The organism is Aeromonas sp. 603404, from assembly GCF_049171775.1.
Lineage (GTDB): Bacteria > Pseudomonadota > Gammaproteobacteria > Enterobacterales > Aeromonadaceae > Aeromonas > Aeromonas veronii_A.
The window spans coordinates 176,126-201,475 of sequence record NZ_JAAKPE010000005.1 but is presented as its reverse complement, the minus strand read 5'-3'; the positions used below and the strand labels follow the sequence as shown (position 1 = coordinate 201,475).

Below are 25,350 nucleotides of genomic sequence, written 5' to 3'. Positions count from 1 at the left end.
AATTTTAACGTAAAAGGCGGGCGAAAACGACTCGAATGCGGGGGAAATGGGGCAATCGCCTCCCCTCCCCCTGCCACCCGGGTTTTGGGGCATCGGCACGGGCGCGGACTCGCCCATAAAAAACGGCGCCCCTGGGCGCCGCATGGTCTGTTACGTCAGTGGCAGCAGTTCACTGTCGCTGGGATAGTAGCCCTGCTCCGGTTCGATTCCGGGCGGATAGAGCGCCAACAACTCGGCCACCTTGTTGCGGGTGCCGCCGTTGCGGCTGATGGTGCGCTTGACCAGGATTTCATCGAGGCGGGCACCGCGATAAAGCTCACGAGTCAGCTCGATATCGTGGTTGCTAATCAGCACCGGCACCCCTTTGTGAGCCGCTGTGTGGCGGGCCAGTCGCGCCAGGATCGCCTGATCATCCAGGGTAAACCCACCGGAGGCATAGGTGGTGAAGCTCGCCGTAGTGGAGAGCGGCGCATAGGGTGGATCACAGTAGATAACCCAATCCTCTTCGGCACGCTTGATGGCGTCGGCGTAGCTCTCGCAGATAAAGGTCGCCTTCTGCGCCTTTTCGGCAAAGGCCCACAGCTCTTTTTCCGGGAAATAGGGTTTCTTGTAGGAACCGAACGGCACGTTGAAGCCGCCCTTCTTGTTGTAGCGGCACAATCCATTGAAACCGTGACGGTTGAGAAACAGGAACAAGAGTGCCCGCTCGAAGGTGGTCTCGGTCTGATTGAACTGGGTACGCAGCCGATAATAGGCCGCCTTGTGGTTGTGCTCTGCCACAAACAGCTTGCGCGCCTCGGCAATGAAACTGTCCGGCGTCAGCTTGAGGTGGTTGTACAGGCAGATCAGATCCGGATTGATGTCGTTGAGCACATACGCGTCGTAGTCGGTGTTGAGAAACACAGACCCGGCCCCGACGAAGGGCTCCAGCAACACACGCCCGGCCGGCAGGCGCTCGGCAATCTCTTCAACCAGGGAGTATTTTCCCCCGGCCCATTTTAAAAAAGCGCGTGTTTTTTTCATGGAAATCCGGTGTGTAAGAAGGCAAGACCCAAAAAGGGGGACGATTCTACCCCCTTATCCGGTATCAAGGCTATTGCTTCAGCTCTTTTTGTACCTGTGCAAACGACTTGGGCCAGGGCTGGCCTTTCAGCAAGGCTGGCGGAAGCTTGCGAATGGCACTCTTGGCCTGGGTCAAACCGGCATAATCCCCTTGCAGCACCACATACCAAGGGCTGCCACGGAATTTGGTCTGATAGACCCATACCTTGCCCGCCAGACCATGCTCGGCGACAAATTGATCCACCGCTTTGGTATTGCTCGCCCCCATCAACTGAACGCTGTAGTGGTTGCGCGGCTTCTTGTTCAAGGTGGCGACCGGTGTCAGGGCCACTTTGGGTGCAGGCGCGGCAACCGGCTCGTTGCTGGCTGTTTTGGTGGTGGCCGCAGGCGTTGCGGTTGTCACCGGATTCTGTGCTTTGGCGGTACTGGCTGGCGCCGTGGTTGCGATTGCACCACTGGGGGCTGTGCCACTCGGGTTCTTGCCGGTCAGCTCGTCCACCACGTCAGTAGGCAGAGCGCCGCTCACCTTGGGTTCGGTCATCAGCTTTTGCACGACCTCGTCAGAGATCACCACCCGACGCCCTTCGTAATTGGTTGATTCGGTGGTCACGGTTTCGCTCTCCACCGATTTGGGCAACACTTTCGCCTCCGGCTGCCAATCTTTCACAACCCCATTGTGATTGCTGGCTGCATCGCTGTTTTGCGCGCCTTGTGCAGCGGTATCGGTATTCGAACCGCCTGCGGTGAGGGGATCGCCTCCCGCTACCGAGATCGGCAATGCCGTGTTCTGTGCAGGATCCTGCAGCGCCGGTTTGCTTTCATTGTCAAACAGCGCAGGCAGCAGGTAACTCAATGCCAGCAGGCCGCCAGCGACCAGCGCGATAGCGGTGGCAATCTTCTTGACAGGCAACTCCGCCTGACGCTTCTTTGGCCTTCTGTCGGTCATGATATCCTCCAGTAACTGCATGATGGTGGACGGATGTCCGTTCGCCGTTTTCAGGATCTCTTCCACTTGCGGCTTGGGCAAGAGGGTCGCCGGGATCTTGAGCTCTTTGGCTTTCTCATACAAGAAGATGCGCTGCTCGGGCGGGCTCAGTGGCGGCACTTCCAGCTCAAGGGCTGGCATGGCACGCCCTTTGAGCTGCGGCCGTTGGGTACGACACCAGACGTCACTGCCCGAGACGATAATGGCCAGCTGATGGGGCGCCGCCAGGGTATCGTTATGACGGATGATCGCCCACAACTCTCCCAGCAGGTCGGCCGGCAACTGGTCGGCCCGTTCTATCAGTAGCAACAGGGTGGCAGGCTTGCTCCCCTCCAGCATGCGAAAGAAGCTCTCCGCCAGCGCATCCTGTGGATTGAACAGCGGGCGCGCCACCACCTGTGGCAGCAACAGCTGGCGCACATCCACCATCTTCATGGCAGGCGTACCAATCAGGCTTACCACCCGCACTTTTTCCGGCAACACGCCGAGCAGGGATTCGCACAGGGTACCGCGACCACAACCGGGTTTACCGGAGAGAAAAATGAAAGGGTGATTGAATTCAATCAGATGCAGCAGCCGGTCAACCAGCTGCCGCTGGGAAGGAAGTTTTAGCAGTTTATTCGTCACGACCAGACTCGATCACCGCCAGCAACTCGGCATCGGACACATCCCCCACCACCTGCGCATGGCCGATGCCAACCGGCAACACCAGACGCAGCTTGCCTTCCAGCACCTTCTTGTCACGGCGCATATGGCGAATAAAGGCGGCGAAATCCATCTCGGCAGGCGCATGAATAGGCAAATTGGCGGCCAGCAGCAGAGCGCGCACTCGCGCAACGTCCGCTTCGCTCATATCGCCACGGGCCTGCGCAGTCCAGGCTGCCAGCATGGTGCCAGCGGATACCGCTTCACCATGCAGCCAGTTGCCATACCCCTGCTCAGCCTCGATGGCATGACCAAAGGTGTGGCCCAGATTGAGCAGTGCACGGACGCCGTGCTCGGTCTCATCCTGACCGACCACATCGGCTTTGATCTCGCAGCAACGTTTGATGGCGTAGGCCATCGCGGCAGGTTCCAGCTGTTGCAGACGCACCATGTTCTGCTCCAGCCAACTGAAGAAATCAGCATCCCAAATGATGCCGTACTTGATCACCTCGGCCATCCCTGCGGCAAATTCGCGGGCTGGCAAGGTACTCAGACATTCGGTATCGATAACAACTTGTTTGGGCTGATAAAAAGCCCCAATCATGTTCTTGCCGAGGGGGTGGTTGACCGCGGTTTTACCGCCAACAGAGGAGTCAACCTGGGAGAGCAGAGTGGTCGGGATCTGGATAAAAGGAATGCCACGTTGATAGCTTGCTGCCGCAAAGCCCACCACATCCCCGATCACGCCGCCCCCCAGAGCGATCAGCGTCGTATCGCGCCCATGGTTGGTTTCAAGCAGAGCAGACATGATCTGCTCAAAAGTCGCCAGGTTCTTGTACGCCTCGCCGTCAGGCAGGATCAGGTGTTCAACCTGAAAACCCGACAGCAGAGCGGTTACCCGTTCAAGATAAAGCGGAGCAACGACCGTGTTGGTCACTATCATCACCCGCTTGCCCTTGATGGTCGATACCAGCGCCTCGGGGCGCTGCAACAACCCTGCAGCTATCTCGATGGGATAGCTGCGTTCACCCAGTTCGACCTTCAACCGTTCCATGGACGTCCTCTAGATTACATACCGATCAGCTTTACAATTTGATTGGCAACGATTTTTGCGCTCTGGTCATCGGTGTGCACAACAAAGTCGGCAACCTCTTCATACAGGGCATTGCGCTCTTGTGCCAGACGTTCCAGCACTTCGCGTGCCGGTTCTTCGGTCTGTAGCAGAGGGCGGCGTTTGTCTCGCTGTGTGCGCGCCAGCTGCTTTTCGATAGTGGTTTCGAGGTAGACCACGATGCCACGAGCAGACAACTTGTTGCGGGTCTCCCGGCTCTTGATGGCTCCACCACCGGTTGCCAGCACGATACCCTGCTGCTCAGACAATTCGCTGATCACCTTCTCTTCACGAATACGGAAACCCTCTTCGCCTTCAACATCAAACACCCAGCCGATATCAGCACCACTGCGGCGCTCAATCTCATGATCTGAGTCGAAAAACTCCATATGCAGTTGTTCTGCCAGATGTCTACCTATGGTGCTCTTGCCCGCACCCATGGGACCTATCAGGAAAATATTGCGTTTCTCAGCCATGTTTTTTCGTTAGTAATTACAAACTGTACGACCCCGATAAATACTGGATCGGGGTACCTATGAACCTTATCTTGCGATGGATCAGGAGGGGGATTATCTCAATAGATATCGGGACTGGCAACCGCAGCCCTTACGCCCCAGCCTCATTGGGGCGTAAGGTTATATGTGTTTTACCTTCACATGTAAAGCCTTCAGAAGGCGTCGGTGACTATCTTGGGGGTCACGAAAATAAGCAGTTCACGCTTTTTGTTCTCGCTGGTGGTCTTGCGGAACAGGGCGCCCAATCCGGGGATATCACCCAGCAAGGGCACCTTGGTCACATCGCTTTTGATAGTCTGCTGATAGATGCCGCCCAGCACCAGTGTCTCGCCATTGTTAACCAGTACCTGCGTCGTGATGGACTGGGCGTTGATGGAGACTGCATCACCGGTACCGGTCGGTACGGTTTCGCCCTTGGTATCCTGGGTCACGGTCAGGTCGAGGATCACCCGGTTGTCAGGGGTGATCTGCGGCGTGACTTTCAAGCTCAGTACCGCCTTCTTGAAGGTGACCGAGGTTGCACCACTGGAAGAGGACTCCACATAGGGGATCTCGGTACCCTGTTCGATCAACGCCGGTTTCTGGTTCGCAGTGGTCACCCGCGGACTGGCGATAATCTCGGCCTTGCTCTCTTTTTCCAGCGCAGACAATTCAAGGTCAAGCAGGGTTCCATCGGCCAGACGGGCAACCTGGAATGCCAAGGTACCGGCAGCATTGGTCACCGGCAGATTGACGTTCATCCGATTATCGACCGAGGGTCTGGTAATCGTTGAACTACCGTCGTTATTACCGGACGAATCATTCCCTTCAATAGAGCCTGAAGTGCTGTTGCCGTGACCATCGTTCTTGGTCACTCCCCAACGAACCCCGAGCGCTTCATCGAAACCGTCATCGATGGTCACCATACGCGCTTCGATCACCACCTGCTTGACCGGGATATCCAGAATATCCAGCATCCGCTTGATACTGCTGATAACCTCAGCCGTATCCTTCACAACCAGCACGTTGGTCCGTTCATCCACACTCACCGCGCCACGTGGCGATAGCAACTTGGTACTCTCGGATGAGAGCAGAGCAGCCACTTCGGATGCTTTTGCATAGTTGATCTGCATATATTCGGTATATAACTGGGCCAAATCAGCCACCTGATTCCGGCTCTCCAGCTGCTGTTTCTCCCGTGCCGCAATCTCTTCAGCCGGAGCAACCAGCAGGATGTTGTTATCAAGCCGCTTATCCAGACCGCGCACTTTTAAAATGATGTCGAGCGCCTGCTCCCAGGGCACGCCATCCAGACGTAGTGTCAGATTGCCTGCCACAGAATCGGTAGTAACCAGATTGAGGTTGTTGAAGTCAGCGATAAGCTGCAACACGGTTCTAACCGGGATATCCTGGAAGTTCAATGAGATGGGCTTGCCCTGATACTGCTTTGAAGACGCAGATGCCGCCGTGCGTTTTTTCACTTCGATAATGAACAGTTTATCAGCCTGATCGTAACGGTAATCAAACTGGCCATTAACCGACAGCTCAAACAGGGTATCGTTGCCCTGCCGGGACACCTCAACCTGAGAGACCGGTGTCGCAAAATCCTGCACATTGATCAGATTAAGCAAACCATCAGGCACGCGAGTACCATGAAACTTGGCCAGCACAGTTTGACCGCGGCTGCTCACATCGACGGCAGCCGAGCTGTTGTCAAGTGTGACCAGAAACTCCCCCTGACCATCCTTGCCACGACGAAAATCCACCCCGGTCACCGAGTTGAAATAGGCTCCACTGCCACTGTTTTGATAGCTGCCGAGCAGTGGTTTGCTGGCAGCAGGCGTCGCAACAGGAGGGGTTACCGGTGCAACAGGCATTGACTTGGCAACAACCTGAGAATTGAGCAGTGCCGAAGGAGCTGGAGTGGCCACCATGGCTGAGGAAGCCGTTGCGGCTGGTGCAATCAGGGCGCTTTCGCCATTAATCAGAGCTGATGAGGTCCCTTCACCAAGGGAAACCAGCAATTTGTTACCCTGTTGCTGCACCTGATAGGGAGCCAGCTGATCGAGAGCAATCTTGATATCAAGGCCAGCTCCCTTCCCTTCCACCTTGATGTTGTCTACTCCCTGACGCTGAATAGGCAGCGGGTTCACCTTGAGTGCACCCACAGCACCGGGGACATGCAGCAGGAGCTGGTTAGGTTTATAGGAGAGACGATCGGTAAAGCCACTCACAGGCTCGCTGAAGCTGAGCTCCAGTTGCAACTGGTCTGCCAGCAATGGATTAACTTTTATCTCTTGCAAGGTTGCCACTGCCCACGCCTGACCAAAGGCACTGGCGCAAAACAGCAAAGCCACTTTTGTTACACTGTCTATGGTTGTTCTCATTGCTGTTCGTCCCTGATTATTGTTTTTCTTGCATATTGGCCATCGCCAACTGGGTTTCTCTTGTTACCCAGCACCCCTTCCCGTCCGGAATGGTTTCCAGTAAATCCACTGCCGTAGGAGTAATCTTGATGACTCTACCCTGATCGAGCCCCATATACTGGTTGAGCCCGACCCGTATTGATTTTCCATCAGGTGTGCTGATCAGGGCCCACAACTGCCCGGCCTTTCCCAAGGAGCCGTGCATTGACAAGCTGGCGAGAGAGTAGTTTTCCAATACCTCTTTTTCTCTGTCCATCATAACCTGTGCGCAATCAGGCTTCACCTGGGCACTATTCGCGCGCCCGACACTTGCTTCTGGTTGCGGCATCATGAAGGGACTACGCAGATCGCGTTGTTGATAGTGCATGGGGGAAAACGGCTTCAACTGGGGTAAGGGTTCAATAGGTACAGGGGGTCTTGCCTTTGTTTCGGCAATATAGGAATCCATCTCCTCCTGACCACCACAGGCCGTCAGCAAGAGGGCAGGTAACAACCAGCAGATGCGTCTCATTGTTTCTGCTCCACTGTTTTACCGTTGTACTTGTAGGTTTTGGCCAGCATCGACATAGCAATCAGGTCTCCCTCATCCTTGCTCTGACTCAAGGTAAAGGAGTCGAGTATGACGATACGAGGCAGGGCTGCCATATCTGCCGTAAACTTGCCGATCTGATGATAATTACCTACTACCTCGATCCGCATGGGCAATTCGGTAGAAAACTCGTGCTTGACCTCAGGTTCCCAGTTGATGCGATTGAGTTTCAAGCCATTATCGGTGGCAATAAAACTGATATCGTCCAGCAAACCGGCGACCTCATGGGTATTGGGCAACTGCTTGAGCTGGGTATCGACCAGTTGCTCGAGCTGGATCATTTGTGCCTTGTAGGCGCCCAAATTGGCTGCCAGCATCGCCTTGCTTTCAAACTGGCCTTTAAGCTCCGTCTCTCTGGCGCTCTCTTTGGTCAGATTGCCTAAGGAATTGGCAATCACGTAGTAATAAATAGCGCCACCAGTCAACACACAGCACAGCAGGATAAAGACAGCTTTCGCCCATTTTGGCCAGCTCGCGATGTCATTCAGATCAAGCTCGTTGAGTTGCTGAAGGTTCATTTGCTCTCCTTGGCCATATCCCCGGCAGCCGCGGTATTATTGGCAATCAGGAACATCATCGAGAATTGACTCAACGATACCGGCGCGACCTCCGCTGCAAAAATGGTGCTTATTTTCGACTGTCCCAGCCAGCCGGAACCATCGATTCGACGCATCATGCTGGCAACTCGACCATAAGCTTCTGTCTTGCCGTTGACATCGATAATATTGTTCTGCAACGAGAGGGTATTGAGGTAAACCCCATTGGGTACCAGAGAGGGCAACTGGTTGAAAAGACGAACGGGCACATTTCGACGCATTTGGAGATGTTCGATGAGTTGCATCCGATCGATCAGCTCCTTGCGACGTTCTTTAAGCAGGCGGATTTCTCCCAGTTGTGCATCCAGGATGGTCATCTCCTGAACCAGACGCTGATTACGCTGCTGCTGGGCGGCAATCTGACGCTCGACCAGCCAGTTGGCAAAGAGGCTCAGTGCGACAGTGACCAACACGAAAAGCCCGAGCAGGGCACCAAACTGTTTCTTTTGCCGCTGAGCACGAGCCTCGCGCCAGGGGAGAAGGTTTATATTTGACATGGTGTAAAACTCCTCAGAGCCAACCCGAATGCCGTCATATATTTAGCGCCATGTACCAGCTCGGCCTCTCCTTTCGGTTTGCCAAACAGGGCGAACAAATCCGGGTGCAACACCTCGCAATTGACCTCTTCTTTTACCTGTACCAACAAACCGGGTAGCAGACTGCCTCCCCCCGTCAGCACCAGTTTTGCGATGTCGCGATAACCGGATGAACTGCAAAACAGCTGGATATTGCGCCGCACTTGCTGCAGCAGCGAGTTGATGTGGGGCATCAGCACATCCAGCTCATGGTCAACAGGCAAGGTACCTTTGGTTTTAGCCTGCTCAGCCTCATCCAGCGTCATGCCATAAAAGGAGGAGAGCGCCTGGCTGTACTGATCGCCGCCGAAGTTTTGCAAGCGGGAGTAGATCACCTCTCCCTTGACCAGCGCCGCGAAGGTCATGGCACTGGCACCGATGTCGATCACCCCGATCGGTCGCTCACTCTCCTGCAACTCGGGCAAACAGGCCACAACGGCCCGCCCCAAGGCATGGGCTCCCACATCCACTACCTTGACGGCAATGCCAGCCTCAGCGAGAGCGCTGACCCGGCCATTGACGCTCTCAGTACGGGCTGCGCTCAACAGGACATCCTGACGATCTTCACTGGCGCTGGTGTCCAGCACCTCAAAATCGAGGCTGACTTCATCGAGGGGAAAGGGAATTATCTGTTCGGCCTCCAGCTGCACCTGACTCTCCAGCTCCTTGTCACCAAGGCGAGCATCAATCTGGATGACCTTGGTGATCACATTGGAACCAGTCACCGCTGTCGCGGCATAATCGCTGTGGCCAGAGATAAGGCGCTTGAGGGTTTTCAAAGATGGGCTGACCCGCTCGATATCCTGTAGCTGGTAATCAACCAGCGTACCTTTCGGGGTGGCGACCTCGGCAACAGATTCAATATGAAGCTTGCCGGGACGACCAGTGAGGGTAACGGCCTTGATGGTCTGGCTACCGAAATCAATGCCCACCAGGGGGAGGAGGGATCCCTTATTAAATAGCCCAAACATATACACATCCATGCGTTATTGGGTTTTATACCTGAATTGAGTGTAGGACACTCTAATCAGATGAGAGCTTGATCCATCCTAAATGCTCTAACTATCAATGTCATAAAGTTTATACCGAAAAGTGACCCACCTCGCTTTCTTGAGATAAAGGGAGGCACCTTGGTTATTGCTCACTGTAGTGCTAACCTCTCGCATCCTGTCGATGGGTCACTTGCCACAGGAAAACCTCGAATTCCAGATGGCAAAAGGGCTATACTCTGCGCCCGTTGGCTAAATTTAAGACGATTGGTAGTTCTTCCATGCTGAAATGGCTCGTTCGCCTGTTTATTGTCATGATGCTGGGTGCTGTGCTGGGTGTTGCCAGCCTCATCGGTATCTACTTCTATATCAAACCCCAACTGCCCGATGTCACCGCACTGCGTGATGTCAAACTGGCAACCCCGATGAGGGTCTACAGCCGAGATGGGGAATTGATCGCCCAATATGGCGAAATCCGTCGCATTCCGTTGCGCTTGGATGAAATCCCCCAACCAATGATCGATGCCGTACTGGCAACCGAAGATGCCCGCTTCTACGAGCACCCCGGCATTGACCCCATCGGCATCATTCGCGCCGCCTCCGTCTGGGCCGTATCAGGTCATGCCCGTCAGGGTGCCAGCACCATTACCCAGCAGGTTGCACGCAACTTCTTCCTGAGCAATGAGAAAACCATCATCCGCAAGATAAAGGAGGTCTTCCTGGCCTGGCGGATCGAGCAGAATCTCTCAAAAGACGAGATCCTCGAACTGTACCTCAACAAGATCCCTCTCGGTTATCGCTCCTTCGGGATCGGTGCTGCGGCTCAGGTTTATTTTGGTAAAGAGGTCAAGGATCTGGGGCTGGACGAGATCGCCATCATTGCCGGTCTGCCCAAAGCCCCCTCCATGCTCAACCCCATCCGATCCCCCGAGCGCGCCTTTGCGCGCCGCAACGTTGTGCTTGGTCGGATGCTGGAGACCGGCAAGATCACCCAGGCCCAGTTTGACGAAGCGTCCAAAATGCCGATCAAGGCCCGTTTTCACGGCGCCGAAGTGACCCTGCACGCTCCCTATCTGGGTGAAATGGTACGCCAGAAGATGGTAGAGCAGTTTGGTGAAGATGCCTACACCATGGGCCTGCACGTCTACACTACCGTTTCTGCCGAACGCCAAAGGGCCGCCAGACAGGCTCTGCTGGATGGCGTCTTTGCCTACGATATGCGTCACGGCTATCGTGGCCCGACGGCCCAGTTGTGGAAGGCAGGCGAAACAGCTTGGGATTACGAGCAGATCGTGGCCCACCTTGGCAAGCAACCCACTTATGATCCGCTGATGGCGGCAGTCGTGACCAAGCTCGGTGACCGTAGCGCCACACTGGTACTTAAAAATGGCAAGGAAGCAGAGCTGGGCTGGAACGGCATTAAATGGGCTCGCTCCTTTATTACCGACGACCGCCAAAGCTATGCCCCGAAATCGGCACGCGATGTACTGAAAGTCGGCGCCCAGATCTGGGTGCGGGAAGAGGGCGAAGAATTGCTGCTGGCCCAAATCCCGGACGTCAACGCCGCGCTGGTTGCCATGAACCCGAAAAATGGCGCGCTGGAAGCAGTAGTTGGCGGCTTCAGCTTCGAACTATCCAAATTCAACCGGGTCGATCAGGCGCGTCGCCAGATCGGTTCAAATATCAAGCCTTTCCTCTATGCGACCGCGCTGGAGCACGGCTATACCCTGGCGTCGCTCATCAACGATGCGCCAATCAACCAGTGGGATCCGTCAAAAGGGCCCATGTGGCAGCCCAAGAACTCCCCGGCCGTTTATGATGGCCCCACCCCGCTGCGTCTGGGTTTGGCCAAGTCCAAGAACGTGATGTCGGTTCGACTGATGCGCGCCATCGGTCTGGATACCTATATCGACGGTCTGACACGCTTTGGCTTCCCCCGCGACTTCATCTCGCCCCATGAGTCACTGGCGCTGGGCGCAGCCGAATTTACCCCCCTCGAGGTGGTGCGTGGTTACTCGGTACTGGCCAACGGTGGCTTCCTGGTGACCCCATACTTCATCGACAAAGTCACCGACAGCCTGGAGAACACCCTCTATCAGGCCAATCCTGCCATTGCCTGCAACAATTGCGAACAGCAGACGGCGTCCGAGCAGAGCACACTGTCGGAGCCAACTGTTGATGGCGCAGCACAAGATGGCACGCAGACCCCTCTCGCGCCAACCATCGCCCCGCATACCATCAGTGCCCAGAGCGCGTTCCTGATCACCGACACCTTGAGCACAGCCATCTGGGGTGGCAACGGCTGGCGTGGTACCGGCTGGCGTGCAGCCCGTGACCTGAAACGTCACGATATCTCCGGCAAAACCGGTACCACCAACGAATCGCGGGATGCCTGGTTCTCCGGCTATACCCCGGACATCGTAGCTACTTCCTGGATCGGTTTTGACAACCACCAGCGTGGCCTTGGCCGTGCCGAGTTTGGTGGTGGCGCTGCACAGCCTATCTGGATCGACTTCATGAAAGTCGCCCTCAAAAAGCTGCCGGAGCACAAGATGCCGGTTCCCGAAGGGATCATGACGGTGAAGATTGACAGCGAAACCGGACTGCTGGCGACCAGTGGCGGAACCGACGAATACTTCAAGGAAGGGACCGAGCCGACCCGTTACGCCGCGCCCAGTTCGGACGGCAATCAGGTCTATGGTGGTGACAACCCCGATGTGGAAGGGCCTGTCTCAACCGACGATATCTTCTAAGCTGCTCTCGCGGCAGAAGCAAAACCGGCAGCCTTGGCTGCCGGTTTTTTTATTGGGCCAACTGCTTGCTCATCAGCGTGGCAATCGAGGCGGCCAGCTCGTTGAAACAGGGGCGACGTACCGAGTAGTGGCGATAGAGCAGCGAGATGGTACGACCCGGCACAGGGTCAACCACAGGACGATAGCTCACACCTCCCTCATCATGATCGGCGGGTACGGCCAGCTTTGGCACCAGGGTCATGCCGCTACCGGCGGCCACCATGTTGCGCAGCGTCTCGAGACTGGTCCCCTTGAAGCGTTGATCCTCACCTATCCCGCCGGCGAAACAGAATCCCATCGCCTGCTCCCGCAAACAGTGGCCATCGGCCAGCATCAGCAATTTCTTGCCCTTGAGATTGCCGAGTGGCACCTGTCTGGCCTGTGCTTCGGGGTGATGGCAAGGCACAGCCAACCACATCGGCTCGTGGTAGAGCTGGATTGAACCAAACCCCTCCATCCCCGGCATCTCGGCCAGAATGACGCAATCCAGCTCCCCCTCTTCCAGCCGTTTGAGCAGGGTTTGGGTCTGCTCCTCATAGAGATAGAACTCCAGCTGGGGAAAATGCTCACGCAGGGTCTGGATAATGCGGGGCAACAGGTAGGGGCCCACGGTCGGAATAAAACCGATATGGATCTCCCCGGACATCGGCTCGGAGAAGTGCTGACCGATGCTCTTGAGCTCGCGCACCTCCTTGAGCACCCGACGAGCCTGATGGGCCATGGCATCGCCAGCCGGGGTAAACAGCACCTTGCGCGAGGTACGTTCGATCAAAATGACCCCGAGTTCATCCTCCAGCTTGCGCAGCTGGCCGCTCAGGGTGGGTTGACTGACAAAGCAGCGTTCAGCGGCTTTGCGAAAATGTTTTTCCTCATCCAGCGCCACCAGATATTCGAGATCGCGAAGATTCATACAGCAAGAGTCCTGCCTGGAAAATGGGCCATCAGCATGCACAATATCACCCGGCGGAACAAGTCATCGGCTCGCTCTGGCCCTCGGAAATAACACAGCCCGATCACCTCGCGGCAATCGGGCTGTTTGACTCGACAAGGGATTACACCCTGAAACGGCGCACCATATCCTGCAACTGGCTGGCCAGATGGTTCAACTCATTGCAAGCTTGAGCCATCTGGGTGGCACCGGCAGCCACCTCTTCGGAGGCGTGGCTGATATTGACCACGTTGCGGTTGAGCTCCTCACTCACCGCCCCCTGCTCTTCGGTGGCTGTCGCAATCTGGATGTTCATGTGGGAGATGCTGCTGACCGAGCCACTGATCTGGGAAATGGACTCGCCCGCTTCCCGAGCGGTAGCTACCGTGGTGTTCATCAGCTCCTGACTCTGTTGCATGGTACTGCCCGCCTGTTCGGCACGCTGCTGCAACTCGGCAATGATGGTATTGATCTGGGAGGTGGAGTCCTGGGTTCGTTTGGCCAGAGTACGCACCTCATCAGCCACCACCGCAAAACCCCGTCCCTGCTCACCGGCCCGGGCCGCTTCAATCGCCGCGTTCAATGCCAGCAGATTGGTCTGTTCGGCAATGCCGCGGATCACCTCCAGCACCATGCCGATATTGCGGCTATCATCGCCCAGTTGGCGGATCACCACTGCAGTGCTCTCGATGGCCCCCGCTACCCGCTCGATGCGCAAAATAGAGTCATTAACAGTCTTGGCCCCAATCTCTGCGGTTTCGCTGGCCGAGGTGGCGGCACTGGCGGCATCGCTAGTGTTGCGAGAAACCTCCTGAACCGTAGCCTGCATCTCGTTCATCGCGGTTGCCAGCTGATTAAGTTCATGCTGCTGGGCACTCATGTTGGCCGCTGACTGCCTTGCTACCGAGCTCATCTCTTCGGTGGCCGAACTCAGTTGCACCACTGAGCCCGAGACTTCACTGACCAGGGTACGCAAATTGGTCTGCATCTCGCCAAACCCTTTGGCAAGAGTCCCCAGTTCATCATTGTTGAACTGTTGCATATCGATGCGGGAGGTAAGATCACCGGAGGAGACACGGCGGGTCTGCTCCAGCAGGGCCATCACCGGATTGCGGATCTGGGCGGTCAACAGCCAGGCAATCACCACCACAAAAGCCAGCGTCACCAGGCTGACAATAATGCTCATGGTTCTGGCATTGCTATACATGGCCGCAATGTCTTTCACCATCTCATCGGCAATCTCGTTATTGATCTCCCGCAAACGATATGACTTGGCACCAACCTCTTCCAATGCGGCACGAGTCTCGTTTTTGCGCAGACTTCTGACTTTATCCAGATCGCCAGCAGCAAAGGCATTTAACAGCTGGTCATGTACCGAAAAATACTTGGCCCCCGCCGCAACCACCTGCTCATAAACCTGCTTCTCTTCACCAGTAGTGAAAGGTAAAGCACCATATTTTTGGGCTGCTTGCTCAAATTCCTGCTTGGCCTTATTGAAGGTCAGGGTGCGATCGCTTACCTCTTGCTCATCCTTGTTCAGGCCACCGATGACCTGGGCCAACTCTGAACGACGCGCATCCAGCACGGCAACATGCATCTGGCTCGCCAGACGAGTAGAAGGCAGTAAATTACCCGTGATGGTTTCGGTATCACCATAGAGCTTTGCCAGCTGGCTGATTGAAAACCAGGCCAAGCCCAGTACCAACAAGGCCAGGATGGCAAATCCGGCACTCAGTTTCTGGCCGATGGACATGTTTTTGAACATATAAGGGCTTCCTTGAAATGAGTCTTCACTCCCGCAACATCCACCGGGAATGGTCATATAGAGCATAGCCTGCACCCGGAAAACAGAAGGATTTCATACCGTTTCTGTGATTGTTTGCCTATCGGCCCTGGACACCTTTCCTGAATCGGTCTCGTGTTCAAATAACAGCCATCATGTCATTAGAGCCAGCAGATGCGTGCTCAGAGCATCCGGCTCCCCCAGAAAATCGGCAACCCGTACAGGCGTGACCCGCCCCTTGTGCATCAGCCCAAGGGTGGGATAACCCTGACCACCCAGCCGTTTCATCCAGCCCTGGCTATCTGCCAGATGTTGCAGCAATGGGGCCTGCAGATAGGCTTGCTGGAACGCGTCTTCACTGACCCCCTGCTCTGCCGCCAGCGTGGCGAGAAATGCCGGCTCACCAATCCAGATCCCGTCCCGATAGTGGGATTGCTGGATCCGGTGCAACATGGCCAACCCATCCCCCCCCAAGGCCGTGACGGCCAAAACCGCACGGATCGGCGGCTCGGAGTCCAGCAGACACCCTTCGCGCAGCAGCAGTTCGTTAAAGTAGCGCTCGCCAAAATGCTGGCCGGTCAGCGCCTCGATCCGCTGATCATGGGGGCGCACATAATCACGCAATGCCTCGCCCATAGGCTGACGGCGACTACCCAGCCAGAGACCGCCCGCATGCAGCTCGATCTTGAGCCCAGCAATGGTGGCTGCCGCCTGCAACAGGGGGGCGGCACCGTAGCACCAGCCACAGAGCGGGTCATAGACATAATGGAGGGTGGTTTGTTGTTCGCTCATCTTCATTCTCACTTCAATCTCGGATAAAAAACCGGGCCCTTAGGCCCGGTAAAAACACAGGGAAAGCAGGCTCAGTGGCTTACCACTTCATCTCGCCGGTATTGACCTTGGCACCGATGGCCAGACCATCGTCAACCGGCAGTGCCGGATAGGCTTTCTTCAGAGCCTCAATCAGCTCACCGGAGTTTTTCGCCTTGGCCAGCTCCTGTTCGAAACGCTCTACATAGTCACGGGTAAAGGTCACAGCAGCAGTGCCTTTGGGAGCAGTGCCCAGGAAGTGGCCCGGTACCACACGCTCGGGTTTCAGGGCCAGCAGGTTATCCAGCGCCTTGACCCAGTTGCTGCGAGCCGCTTTGGTCTGGCTGTCGGCCATCCAGACATGCACCCCGTGGTAGACCGGCACACCACCAAAAGCAATCTTGATGGAAGGGGCCCAGAGGTAGGCATTCGGGGTATTCATCTCTTTGATTTCAATCTTCTCGCCATCCAGCGTCAGGTGGCTGGCGGTCATCACTTGCGGCACGGTCAGGCTCTTCGGTGCACCCTTGCCGAGGATCGGGCTCCAGTAGCTCAGCTTGGCATCCTTGGTCTGGTTGATATGGTCAACCACATGCTGGTCGGCCAGCACTTTGACATCCGGGAACGCCGCCATGACCGGCTCCAGACCGAAGTAGAAGTCGGGGTCACCGGCACTGATATAGACAGTGGTCAGCTTCTTGCCGCTCTTCTTGATCATGTCGACCAGCGCCTGACCATTTTGCACGTCGAACTGGGCATCGATCAGGATGGCCTCTTTGTCACCGGTCACCAGTGAGGAGGAGACCGGGAAGATCGCCTTCTCGCCAGGGTTGTAGACGGTCACGCTCAGGGGGGCGGCCAGTGCGGCGCCACTCAACAGGGTGGTCGCCAGAGTCAAGTTGCGGATCAGGGTGTTGTTCATCATCTATTCCTCATTAAGTATTCGGGGGTTCATTTGATGGACACAGTGTATTGGATCACTTAAGGTGCAAATACAGCATAAAAAGCGCATCACTGTTGCACATATCGAACATATAGAGAGCCATACATGGATCGACTGACCGCATTGCAGGTCTTTGTCAGCGTAGTCGAACAGGGGAGCCTGAGCGGCGCCGGAGAGAAACTGGATATGTCGCGCGCCATGGTGTCGCGCTATCTGGCCGAGCTGGAGAGCTGGATGGGCGCCCGCCTGCTGCACCGCACCACCCGTCGTCTGAGTCTGACCGGACCGGGAGAGGAAGCGCTGAACCGGGCCCGCGCCATGCTGGCCCTCGGCGAAGAGATGGAGCAGATCGCCGTGAAGGGGGATGACGCCCCCAAGGGACAACTGCGGATCACCAGCAGCTACTCCCTGTCGGAAGCCTTGCTGGTCGGGGCTGCTAACGACTATCTGGCGCAATACCCGGGGACGGCCATCGACATTCTGCTGCTCGACAGAACCGTCAATCTGGTGGAGGAGCGGATCGATCTGGCGGTGCGCATCACCAACGACCTCGACCCCAATCTGGTGGCGCGTCGTCTCGGCACCTGCCACTCGGTAGTCTGTGCCAGCCCGGCCTATCTGGCCCGTCATCCAATGCCACACAAGGTGCAGGATTTGGCGCTGCACAACTGCCTCACCTACACCTACTTTGGCAAGAGCCTGTGGGAGTTCAATGGACCGGACGGTCCCGAGTCAGTGCCGGTCAGCGGTAACCTGAGCGCCAATATCTCCAACCTGCTTCTGGAAGCAACGCTTGAAGGTGCCGGGATCAGCCTGCAACCCCGCTACTCGGCACAACCCTATCTGGAGCGTGGGGAACTGGTGCCCCTGCTGACCGACTGGCAACCCAAGCGCCTCGGGGTCTACGGGGTGTATGCCACCCGCAAGCAGATGTCGCCACTGCTGCGCAGCTTCCTCGATTTTCTGCTGGCCCGCATGGCGGCGGATCCCATCTGGCAGGAGTAAGCACTCCGCACACCCAAACATAACGAAGGGGCCGCTGCGGGCCCCTTCTTCACTCTGATCCCTTGATCAGGCTTCAAATCCGAATGGTTCTGAGTGCGGCGCTTCCGGCTGCGCACTCTCGTCGAGGAAAATATCCCGATAAGCCACATAGATGGAGTAGTTGAGCGCCGGGATCACCACCAGCAGACCTACCAGCAACAGCACAGCGCCAAACAGCAACAAAATGGCTGAGAGCAGCCCCCACCAGAAGAAGGAAAAAATATTGCGCCAGCAGCCGAAGAAGCTCAGCCGTACCGCCTGGATGATGCCGATATCGTGGTGGTAGATCAGCGCCGGAGCAAAGGTGACCCCCATCAGCACGGGAATGATAAGCAGCATACCCACCAGCAATACCAGCAGCAGTTGTTGCAACTGGCTGGCTGAGACCACCATGCTCTCGGGATCCTGCGTCAGCAGCGGGAGCAGCCCCCACATGGAGAGCAGACCGAGACAGACGAGGCCCACCAGGCTGAACAGCAGCAACACCAGCAGACCGCCTAGCATCAGCGGGGTCAGCTTGTGGCGAAAACCGGCGAAGAGATCGGCAAACTGCAGCGGCTCCCCCCGATAACCCCGAGCGGCGACCGCCACCCAACCCGCGCCCCACACCATGTAGAGCAGCTGGGAGATAAGGCCACCCGCCGGCAGTTGCTCCAGCAGCATGCCCACCATAAACCAGACCAACACCATGGCCACGCTGATCCCCATACCCTTGTTGAAGATATCGAACCCGCTGCGAACCCAGAGCCAGCCACGACCTGTCGTGTACCGGGCCGGAGTGGTGCGCAAAGGGGGTAATCCGTTCATATCGTCTCCTCGGAGTGTCGGTGGCATCAGTGCCGGAAGCCGATTCTAGAGCCAGGGCGGGGGCGACTCAATGGCGAAGCGGCCCGACCACGACATAAAACCTGACGCAGCTATGCACAAAAGGGGCGTCAGCCACGCCCCGCCTCTGGCTGCCCCGACCATAACGAGGCACAATCTGCCCCCTTCCCCAGCCGCGCCTGTCGTGGCCAGCGTGCCGTGATCACCCTTTAGTGATCGACGAATGCCGGACAGGGGGTTGTCATCCCGCCATCCCGGGCGCTTTAACATCGAGTGGTATCGTCATGAGAGTTGTGTGTTGTCTGTTGTTGTTACTGGCCAGCCAGTCGGCCTTGGCCGAGGGTTTTATCAGTCGCCTGCTCAACCATCCGGTACCAGGTGGCGTTGCGGTGATCCCTCTTGGCGCGTCACCCACTGCCCCCACGGCCCGCTATCACGACAAGCCCGTGCTGGTAGTGCGCGAAGACAACCAGTGGATCGCCATCGTCGGCATCTCTCTGAAAAGCACGCCCGGCGCCCAGCAACTGACCACAGGTGATGGCCGTACTCTCGGCTTCACCGTGACCCCCAAGCACTACCGCGAGCAGCACATCAAGCTCAAGAACAGCCGTCAGGTCAATCCGCTCGCCGAGGATATGACCCGCATCAACCGAGAGCTGGCGGAGCAGACCCGGGCTTACCAGACCTTCAGCCCCAACCAGCCGAGCAACCTGCTGTTCGACAAGCCGGTCAACGGCCCCCTCTCCAGCCCGTTTGGCCTGCGTCGCTTCTTTAATGGCGAGGAGCGCACCCCCCACTCCGGCCTCGACTTCGCCGTGGGCGCCGGCACCCCGATCAAGTCCCCCGCCGCAGGCAAGGTGATCCTGATCGGCAACTACTTCTTCAATGGCAATACCGTCTTTGTCGACCACGGTCAGGGGCTCATCAGCATGTTCTGCCACATGTCGAAGATCGATGTGAAGCTCGGTCAGAGCCTGCCGCGTGGCGGCATCGTCGGGCGAGTCGGTTCGACCGGCCGCGCTACCGGCCCCCATATGCACTGGAACGTCAGTCTCAACGACACCCGGGTCGATCCCGCCATCTTTATCGGCGCCTTCAAGCCCTGAATCGGCAGAGCCCGTTAACAAAAAAACCTCTAACAAGACAGGCAGCCCATGGCTGCCTGTCTGCTATCTGTACGTCGAACCTGATTGTCTATTCGGCCAGTGCGTGGGCGCCGGACTCCCGACGCATCGCCCGCCACATCACCAACACCAGCAGCGAGCTGCACGTTGGCAATGCAAGCCAGACCCCGGGCACACCCCACAGGGTCGAGAAACCCCACAAAAAACCGCCAATCAGCACCAGCTTGCCGCCGGTGAGCAGGGAGGCGATGCGGGCCCGATTGATGGCCTGGAAGTAGGTGGCCCCCACCAGCAGCAAACCCTCCATCGGCAGCCCCCAGAAGTAGAGCCAGATCCCGAGGCTCGCCACCGGCAGCAGGGTGGCGTTGTCCCCTGCAAACAGATAGACCGCCGCCTCCGGCCACAGATAGAGCGGGATCATGGCGCACAGGGCGATCCCCAACGTCACTCCGAGTGCCAGATTGCGGATCCGCAGCACCCGCCGCCAGTGACCGGCGCCCGCATTAAAGCTGGCGATGGGCTGGATACCCATGGCGATCCCCTCAAACACCAGATAGAAGAAGGCCTCGGTGTAACTGATCACCCCGTAGGCCGCCACATGCAGCGAAGTGCCGACCGCCAGCAACGCCTTGTTGTGCAGCGCCAGCACCACAGATAAATAGAGGTACATCAGAAAACTGGAGATCCCGAGGCGCACCGTCTCGCCCATCAGCCGCAGATCGGGGCGCAAGGTGTCCCAACTTATCCGCAGCTGGCTACGCGGTGTGAAGAAGTGCCACAGGCAGGCAAGGCCCGTCACCGCCTGGGAAAGCATAGTGGCCGTCGCCACCCCGGCCAGTCCGAACGGAAACACTACCATCAACAGATAGTCGAGCAGCACGTTGAGCAACCCCCCGACTACCATGATGAGGGTGACAAATCCGGGGCGGCCATCGTTGCGCAGCAGCGAGCTGAACGCCATCGACAGCACCGCAAAGACGCCCAGCCAGGCGTAGGCCTGCAGGTAGGAGAGCCCGGCGGTGAAGATCTCCCCCTCCGCCCCCATCCAGGCCAGCATGGGCTCGCCATAACGGATCCCGATAAAACTGAGCAGTGCCGAGGCAAGCAACACCATCACCAGGGCATTGCCGACGATATGGCGGGCTTTGGCCGGGTTGCCCTGCCCCAGATAGAAGGAGACCAGCGACGAGGCCCCCATGCCGATCAGCGCCCCCACCGCATAGAGCACGGCGCAGATGGGATAAGCCAGCATCAGACCGGCCATGCCATCCTGACCCAGCACATGGCCAACGAAGATGCCATCGATGGTGACATAGATGCCAGTGATCAGCATGGCCGCCACGGTCGGGGTTACGTAACGCCAGAAAAGGCGAGATAGCGGGGCTGTGCCCAGATCAACAGCTGACATATTCGACTCGGTGGAGAGAAAGCGGCCGGGATCATAGCGAAACGGCAGCACGACTTCCTGTTATTTGTGTTATGAATCATTAATATAGACTGCTTTACCCGCCTCCCTGCCCTGTTTTAGGCTAGGGCCACCTCTTCTGAACGGAAACGAGCCTCATGTTGCAACGCCTGCTCACCCTCTTGCTGCTCTCCCTTCTCTTGTTGCCGCCAACCGTGCGCGCCGACGATGCCATTGCCCAGGCCGAATCCCTGTTGCAGAGCGTGCCCAAGAGCGATACCCCGGAAAACCAGAAGCTGCGGGAGAGCTACCAGCAGGCGCTGCAATTTGCCAGAGAGGCCGAGCGCTACCGGGAGCAGAGCAAAGCCTATCAGCAGATCCTTATCGATTACCCCAAGGAGTCGGCGCGCCTCAAGGAGAGCCTGCACAACTATCAGCCCGCCGCTCGCCCGCCGCTGGCGAGCCTCAAGGAGGAGGCGCTGCGCCAGGCCATTGGCCTGAGCAGCAACCGCCAGCTCAACCTGCGCAAGGAGCGGCAGGGGGTGATGGACAGCCTCAACCAGCTGGAGAGCACCGGGCAGGAGTATCACCTGCGGGTGGACGATCTGCGCAAACAGCTGCAACTGACCCGCAGCCAGCTGGAGCGACTGAGCTTCAGCAGCGAATCGGATCGCCAACAGGAGGCACAGCTGCTGCTGACCAGAATGAAGGAGCAGAGCCTCTCCGACCGGATCCAGATGCTGGAGCTGGAGCAGCTCTCTGCCCAGCAGCGCAACGATCTCGGCAAGCTGAAACTGCAGGAGCTCAATCTGGCCATCGCCGACGAGGATGAGTGGCAAGCCAGCCTGCTGACCCAGCAGAACCAGCTGCGTAGGGAGAAGACCGAGCAGGCGCTGGAGGAGAGCGAGCGCCTGCGCAAACAACTCACCACCGACATGCCGCTGCTGCTGGAGCAGCAACAGCAGAATCAGGCGCTCTCCATCCAGCTCGGCACACTGGAAGATCAGATTGAGCGGGTGCAGGATGAGCAGCGCAGCGTCGACAAGAATCTGTTTGAACTGAATGAGCTGGTCAACTCGGTACGCGAACAGCTGGAGTGGCTGCAGATCAGTAATGCCTACGGCGAGAACCTGCGCAGCAAACTCTCCGATCTGCCTCCCCAATTCCCCCTCGACAAGCTGGAGTCCGCCATCGTCAGCGCCCGCATGGCCAAGTACCAGTACGAGAGCGAGCAGGATGGGCTCAAGGATACCCGTCAGCTGCGCGACAAGCTGATGGCCGAAGAGGAGGTGACGCTGGATCGGCCGCAGCAAGCGGTGCTCGACAACCTGCTCAAGGCCCGGCGCCAACTGCTGACCCGGCTCAACGACGCCTCAGACACCCTCATTCAGGAGCAGACCCGCCTCAAACTGCTCTACAGCCGCCAGAACAGCAAGATCGACGAGATCCGCGGAATAAGCGCCAGCCACCTGTTCTGGATGCCGGATGTGCGCCCCTTTACCCCACAGGTGATGCTCGGTATTCCTGCCGCGCTAACCCTGGCCTTCAACCCGGACAACTGGTTGCAACTGCCCTACGCCATCGCCGAAAATAGCCCGCTGAGCCTCACGCTGGCCGGTATTGGGCTGCTGGTGCTGGCCTGGAGCTGGTTCAAGCTGGCCCGTCACCTGAGCCTCTATTGCGACCATATTGCGCCGCGGATCGGCAAGGTGACCCAGGACAAATTCAGCCTCACCAGCCGCTTGCTGCTGCGCTCCCTGCTTGCCGCCCTCCCCTTGCCCGCCATGGTACTGATGGTGCGCGGCCTGCTCGAAGGGGCCTGGCAATACCCGTTTGCGGTGGCGGTGGCGCGCGGTCTTGGCGAGATCTGGTTTCTGCTGCTGGCGCTGGTGATGGCCCGCCATCTGACACTGGAGAGGGGGATTTTGATCCACCACTTCCGCTGGCCCCGGGAACAGGTGCAAAAGGTGTGGGGGCAGTTTCGCACCCTGCTGCTGGTGCTGATCCCGAGTTTCTTTGTGCAGGGGATGGCCAACAGCTATCAGGAGCACGCCTTCTACGACTCCCTCGGCCGGATGGCCTTCATGATCGGTGCACTCTGGCTGTTGCTCTTCTTTGCCCGCCTCAACCGGGAGCGGCTGCCACTCACCTGGGGCCAGACCGACATGACCAAGCCCCATCTGCTGCACCACTTCATCTGGAACAGCCTGATGCTGGCGCCGCTGCTGGCGGTGATTGGCGCCCTGTTTGGCTACTTCTATACCTCGCGCACCCTGCTGCGCCAGCTGGAGCTTAGCCTGCTGATGGGGCTGGGTTGCCTGCTGGTCTACTATCTGGCCAGACGCTGGATGCTGATCCAGCGCCGCCGCCTCGCCTTCGAGCGCGCCAAGAGCAAGCGGGCCGAGATCCTGGCCCAGCGCGGCCGGGAAGAGGGGCATGACGAGCTCAGCTCCGAGACCCCAGACGTGGTGGAAGAGACTGAGCTGGATCTCGATACCATCAGCGCCCAGTCGCTGGGACTGGTGCGCACCCTGCTGATGCTGGGCTTCACCATGCTGGTGGTAGTGCAATGGTCAGATCTCAACTCCGCCTTCAGCTTCCTCAGCAATATCGAGGTGTGGCAGGTGAGCAGCAAGATTGGCGGCATCGAGCAGCTCTCGGCCATCACCTTGCAGGATCTGATGCTGACCGCCTTCGTTTTCATTCTGACCGTGGTGACTGCCCGCAACCTGCCGGGGCTGATGGAGCTGACCCTGCTGCAACACCTCAGTCTCTCCCCCGGTACCGGCTTTGCCCTCACGACCACCAGCAAGTACCTTGTGATCCTGATCGGCGCCCTCACCGGCTTCTCCATGCTGGGCATCGACTGGTCGAAGACCCAGTGGCTGGTCGCAGCCCTCTCGGTGGGGCTGGGTTTCGGTCTGCAGGAGATCTTCGCCAACTTTGTCTCCGGCCTCATCATCCTGTTTGAGAAGCCAATCCGGCTCGGTGACACCGTCACCATCCGCGATCTCACCGGCACCGTCACCAAGATCAAGACCCGGGCCACCACCATAGTGGATTGGGATCGCAAGGAGATCATCGTGCCCAACAAGGCCTTCATCACCGAACAGTTCATCAACTGGTCGCTCTCCGATGCCATCACCCGGGTCAAACTGCGGATCCGGATCGGCCTGACCCGGGATCCGAAACTGGTGCAGCGCATTCTGGAAGAGTCCATCCAGGCATCGACCCTGGTATTGGAAACACCGACGCCCGAGGTCTTCCTGATCGAATTCACCGACTCGGCGCTGATCTACGAGATCCGCCTCTACGTCAACAACATGGATCATCGAATGCCCATCACTCACGAGGTTCACTCGCTGGTGCTGGAGAAGATGCAGCAGCAGGGACTTACCCTGCCCCATCAACAGATCGACATTCACCTGAGCCGCGGCTGATCCGCGAGGTAGAAGGAGCAGAACATGCAGATTATTGCCCATCGTGGCGCCAGCGGTCTGGCACCGGAGAACACCCTAAAGGCGATGGCACAAGCGCTGGAGCTGGGAGCATCAGCCATCGAGATCGACGTGCAGGCGGCCGATGGCGAGTTGTGGGTCTTCCACGACCGTCGGCTGGAGCGCTGCACCAATGGCAAGGGGGTGCTGACCGAGCAATCCCGCTCCTATCTGGAGCAGCTCGATGCCGGTGAGGGAGAGGTGATCCCGACCCTGTGGCAGGTGATGGAGATCATCGACGGACGCTGCGAGCTGCATATCGAGCTCAAGGGCGCCCATACCGCCGATGCGGTGGCAGCCCTGACCCGACGGGCAGAGGCCGAGCTGGGCTTTACTCCCGGGCAGTGGGTGGTTTCTTCCTTCCATCACCCGGAGCTGGCCCGATTTGCCGCCTTGCGGCCCGATATCCGGCTCGGTGCCCTGACCGCTAACCTGCCGCTCAACCTGGCGCAGTTTGCCGACGAGCTGGGGGCCTGGTCCATCAATTGCGATGTTGATTTCATCGACGCCGCGCTGGTCGATGATGCCCATCGCCGGGGGCTCAAAGTTCTGGTTTATACCGTTGATTATCCAGAAGATTATGAAACGCTCTCTAGCATGGGGGTCGATGGAATCTTCACCAATCGACCAGATCGTTTTCTGGCGCAGTGAGGGGGGGGATACGCACATGGATAACCACTGATTTAGGCACTAACTTTAAATAGCTGACCGGGATACAAAGAGTTCA

The 25,350-nt window shown here is 57.8% G+C and carries 20 protein-coding genes; 5 read left to right on the top strand and 15 right to left on the bottom strand.

Annotation, left to right across the window (positions count from 1 at the left end; all coding sequences use genetic code 11):
- Window positions 1–150: 150 nt before the first annotated feature.
- From G5306_RS09655 to tapM, 9 genes are all read right to left on the bottom strand, one after another.
- Window positions 151–1,023: a Dam family site-specific DNA-(adenine-N6)-methyltransferase gene (locus G5306_RS09655; protein ID WP_005335008.1), complete on the bottom strand. Its 873-nt coding sequence runs from the start codon at window positions 1,021–1,023 to the stop codon at window positions 151–153.
- Between the two features lie 70 nt (window positions 1,024–1,093).
- Window positions 1,094–2,674: an SPOR domain-containing protein gene (locus tag G5306_RS09650; protein ID WP_421312788.1), complete on the bottom strand. Its 1,581-nt coding sequence runs from the start codon at window positions 2,672–2,674 to the stop codon at window positions 1,094–1,096.
- Window positions 2,664–3,746, bottom strand: coding sequence for a 3-dehydroquinate synthase (gene aroB, locus G5306_RS09645; RefSeq protein WP_421312787.1), 1,083 nt, complete (start codon window positions 3,744–3,746; stop codon window positions 2,664–2,666). The genes G5306_RS09650 and aroB overlap by 11 nt, the downstream gene beginning before the upstream one ends.
- 14 nt (window positions 3,747–3,760) lie before the next feature.
- Entirely contained in the window at window positions 3,761–4,279 is a 519-nt protein-coding gene (aroK, locus tag G5306_RS09640) for a shikimate kinase AroK (RefSeq protein WP_266134309.1), read from the bottom strand.
- Between the two features lie 191 nt (window positions 4,280–4,470).
- Window positions 4,471–6,684: a type IV pilus secretin PilQ gene (locus G5306_RS09635; protein WP_421255651.1), complete on the bottom strand. Its 2,214-nt coding sequence runs from the start codon at window positions 6,682–6,684 to the stop codon at window positions 4,471–4,473.
- Window positions 6,685–6,700: 16 nt separating this feature from the next.
- The gene (locus G5306_RS09630; RefSeq protein WP_216953060.1) at window positions 6,701–7,234 is read right to left on the bottom strand and encodes a pilus assembly protein PilP; all 534 of its coding nucleotides are present in this window, start codon (window positions 7,232–7,234) and stop codon (window positions 6,701–6,703) included.
- On the bottom strand, window positions 7,231–7,830 hold the full coding sequence (gene tapO, locus G5306_RS09625; RefSeq protein ID WP_216953059.1) for a PilO family type IV pilus biogenesis protein TapO: 600 nt from the start codon (window positions 7,828–7,830) through the stop codon (window positions 7,231–7,233). The genes G5306_RS09630 and tapO overlap by 4 nt, the downstream gene beginning before the upstream one ends.
- The gene (gene tapN / locus G5306_RS09620; RefSeq protein WP_216953058.1) at window positions 7,827–8,405 is read right to left on the bottom strand and encodes a PilN family type IV pilus biogenesis protein TapN; all 579 of its coding nucleotides are present in this window, start codon (window positions 8,403–8,405) and stop codon (window positions 7,827–7,829) included. Before tapN ends, tapO begins: the two co-directional genes overlap by 4 nt.
- On the bottom strand, window positions 8,393–9,454 hold the full coding sequence (gene tapM / locus G5306_RS09615) for a PilM family type IVa pilus assembly protein TapM (protein WP_323137627.1): 1,062 nt from the start codon (window positions 9,452–9,454) through the stop codon (window positions 8,393–8,395). The genes tapN and tapM overlap by 13 nt, the downstream gene beginning before the upstream one ends.
- Before the next feature lie 299 nt (window positions 9,455–9,753).
- On the opposite strand from tapM, the gene G5306_RS09610 reads away from it, so the two are divergent.
- Complete coding sequence (locus tag G5306_RS09610) at window positions 9,754–12,225, top strand: penicillin-binding protein 1A (RefSeq protein WP_421312786.1); 2,472 nt, start codon at window positions 9,754–9,756, stop codon at window positions 12,223–12,225.
- Between the two features lie 49 nt (window positions 12,226–12,274).
- Here the strand turns inward: G5306_RS09610 and oxyR are convergent, their stop codons facing one another.
- From oxyR to G5306_RS09590, 4 genes are all read right to left on the bottom strand, one after another.
- The gene (gene oxyR, locus G5306_RS09605) at window positions 12,275–13,174 is read right to left on the bottom strand and encodes a DNA-binding transcriptional regulator OxyR (RefSeq protein ID WP_216953055.1); all 900 of its coding nucleotides are present in this window, start codon (window positions 13,172–13,174) and stop codon (window positions 12,275–12,277) included.
- Window positions 13,175–13,316: 142 nt separating this feature from the next.
- Window positions 13,317–14,957: a methyl-accepting chemotaxis protein gene (locus tag G5306_RS09600; protein WP_216978208.1), complete on the bottom strand. Its 1,641-nt coding sequence runs from the start codon at window positions 14,955–14,957 to the stop codon at window positions 13,317–13,319.
- A gap of 171 nt (window positions 14,958–15,128) precedes the next feature.
- Entirely contained in the window at window positions 15,129–15,773 is a 645-nt protein-coding gene (locus G5306_RS09595; RefSeq protein WP_216953053.1) for a DsbA family protein, read from the bottom strand.
- A 73-nt stretch (window positions 15,774–15,846) separates the two neighbouring features.
- Window positions 15,847–16,707, bottom strand: a complete 861-nt coding sequence (locus G5306_RS09590) for a Vmh family MBL fold metallo-hydrolase (RefSeq protein ID WP_421312815.1) — start codon at window positions 16,705–16,707, stop codon at window positions 15,847–15,849.
- A gap of 126 nt (window positions 16,708–16,833) precedes the next feature.
- Between G5306_RS09590 and G5306_RS09585 the strand changes: the two genes are divergently transcribed.
- Window positions 16,834–17,733, top strand: coding sequence for a LysR family transcriptional regulator (locus G5306_RS09585; protein ID WP_167573451.1), 900 nt, complete (start codon window positions 16,834–16,836; stop codon window positions 17,731–17,733).
- Window positions 17,734–17,799: 66 nt separating this feature from the next.
- On the opposite strand, the gene G5306_RS09580 is transcribed toward G5306_RS09585, so the two are convergent.
- The gene (locus G5306_RS09580; RefSeq protein ID WP_320545893.1) at window positions 17,800–18,579 is read right to left on the bottom strand and encodes a BPSS1780 family membrane protein; all 780 of its coding nucleotides are present in this window, start codon (window positions 18,577–18,579) and stop codon (window positions 17,800–17,802) included.
- 302 nt (window positions 18,580–18,881) lie between these two features.
- On the opposite strand from G5306_RS09580, the gene G5306_RS09575 reads away from it, so the two are divergent.
- Window positions 18,882–19,703 (top strand): peptidoglycan DD-metalloendopeptidase family protein, encoded by an 822-nt coding sequence (locus tag G5306_RS09575; RefSeq protein ID WP_421312785.1) that lies wholly within the window; start codon window positions 18,882–18,884, stop codon window positions 19,701–19,703.
- 88 nt (window positions 19,704–19,791) lie between these two features.
- On the opposite strand, the gene G5306_RS09570 is transcribed toward G5306_RS09575, so the two are convergent.
- Complete coding sequence (locus G5306_RS09570) at window positions 19,792–21,129, bottom strand: MATE family efflux transporter (protein ID WP_160882464.1); 1,338 nt, start codon at window positions 21,127–21,129, stop codon at window positions 19,792–19,794.
- Window positions 21,130–21,284: 155 nt separating this feature from the next.
- Here G5306_RS09570 and mscM point away from each other — a divergent pair, with 155 nt between their 5' ends.
- Window positions 21,285–24,566, top strand: a complete 3,282-nt coding sequence (mscM, locus tag G5306_RS09565; RefSeq protein WP_320545892.1) for a miniconductance mechanosensitive channel MscM — start codon at window positions 21,285–21,287, stop codon at window positions 24,564–24,566.
- A 24-nt stretch (window positions 24,567–24,590) separates the two neighbouring features.
- Window positions 24,591–25,274, top strand: coding sequence for a glycerophosphodiester phosphodiesterase (locus G5306_RS09560; RefSeq protein WP_270656437.1), 684 nt, complete (start codon window positions 24,591–24,593; stop codon window positions 25,272–25,274).
- Window positions 25,275–25,350 lie beyond the last annotated feature (76 nt).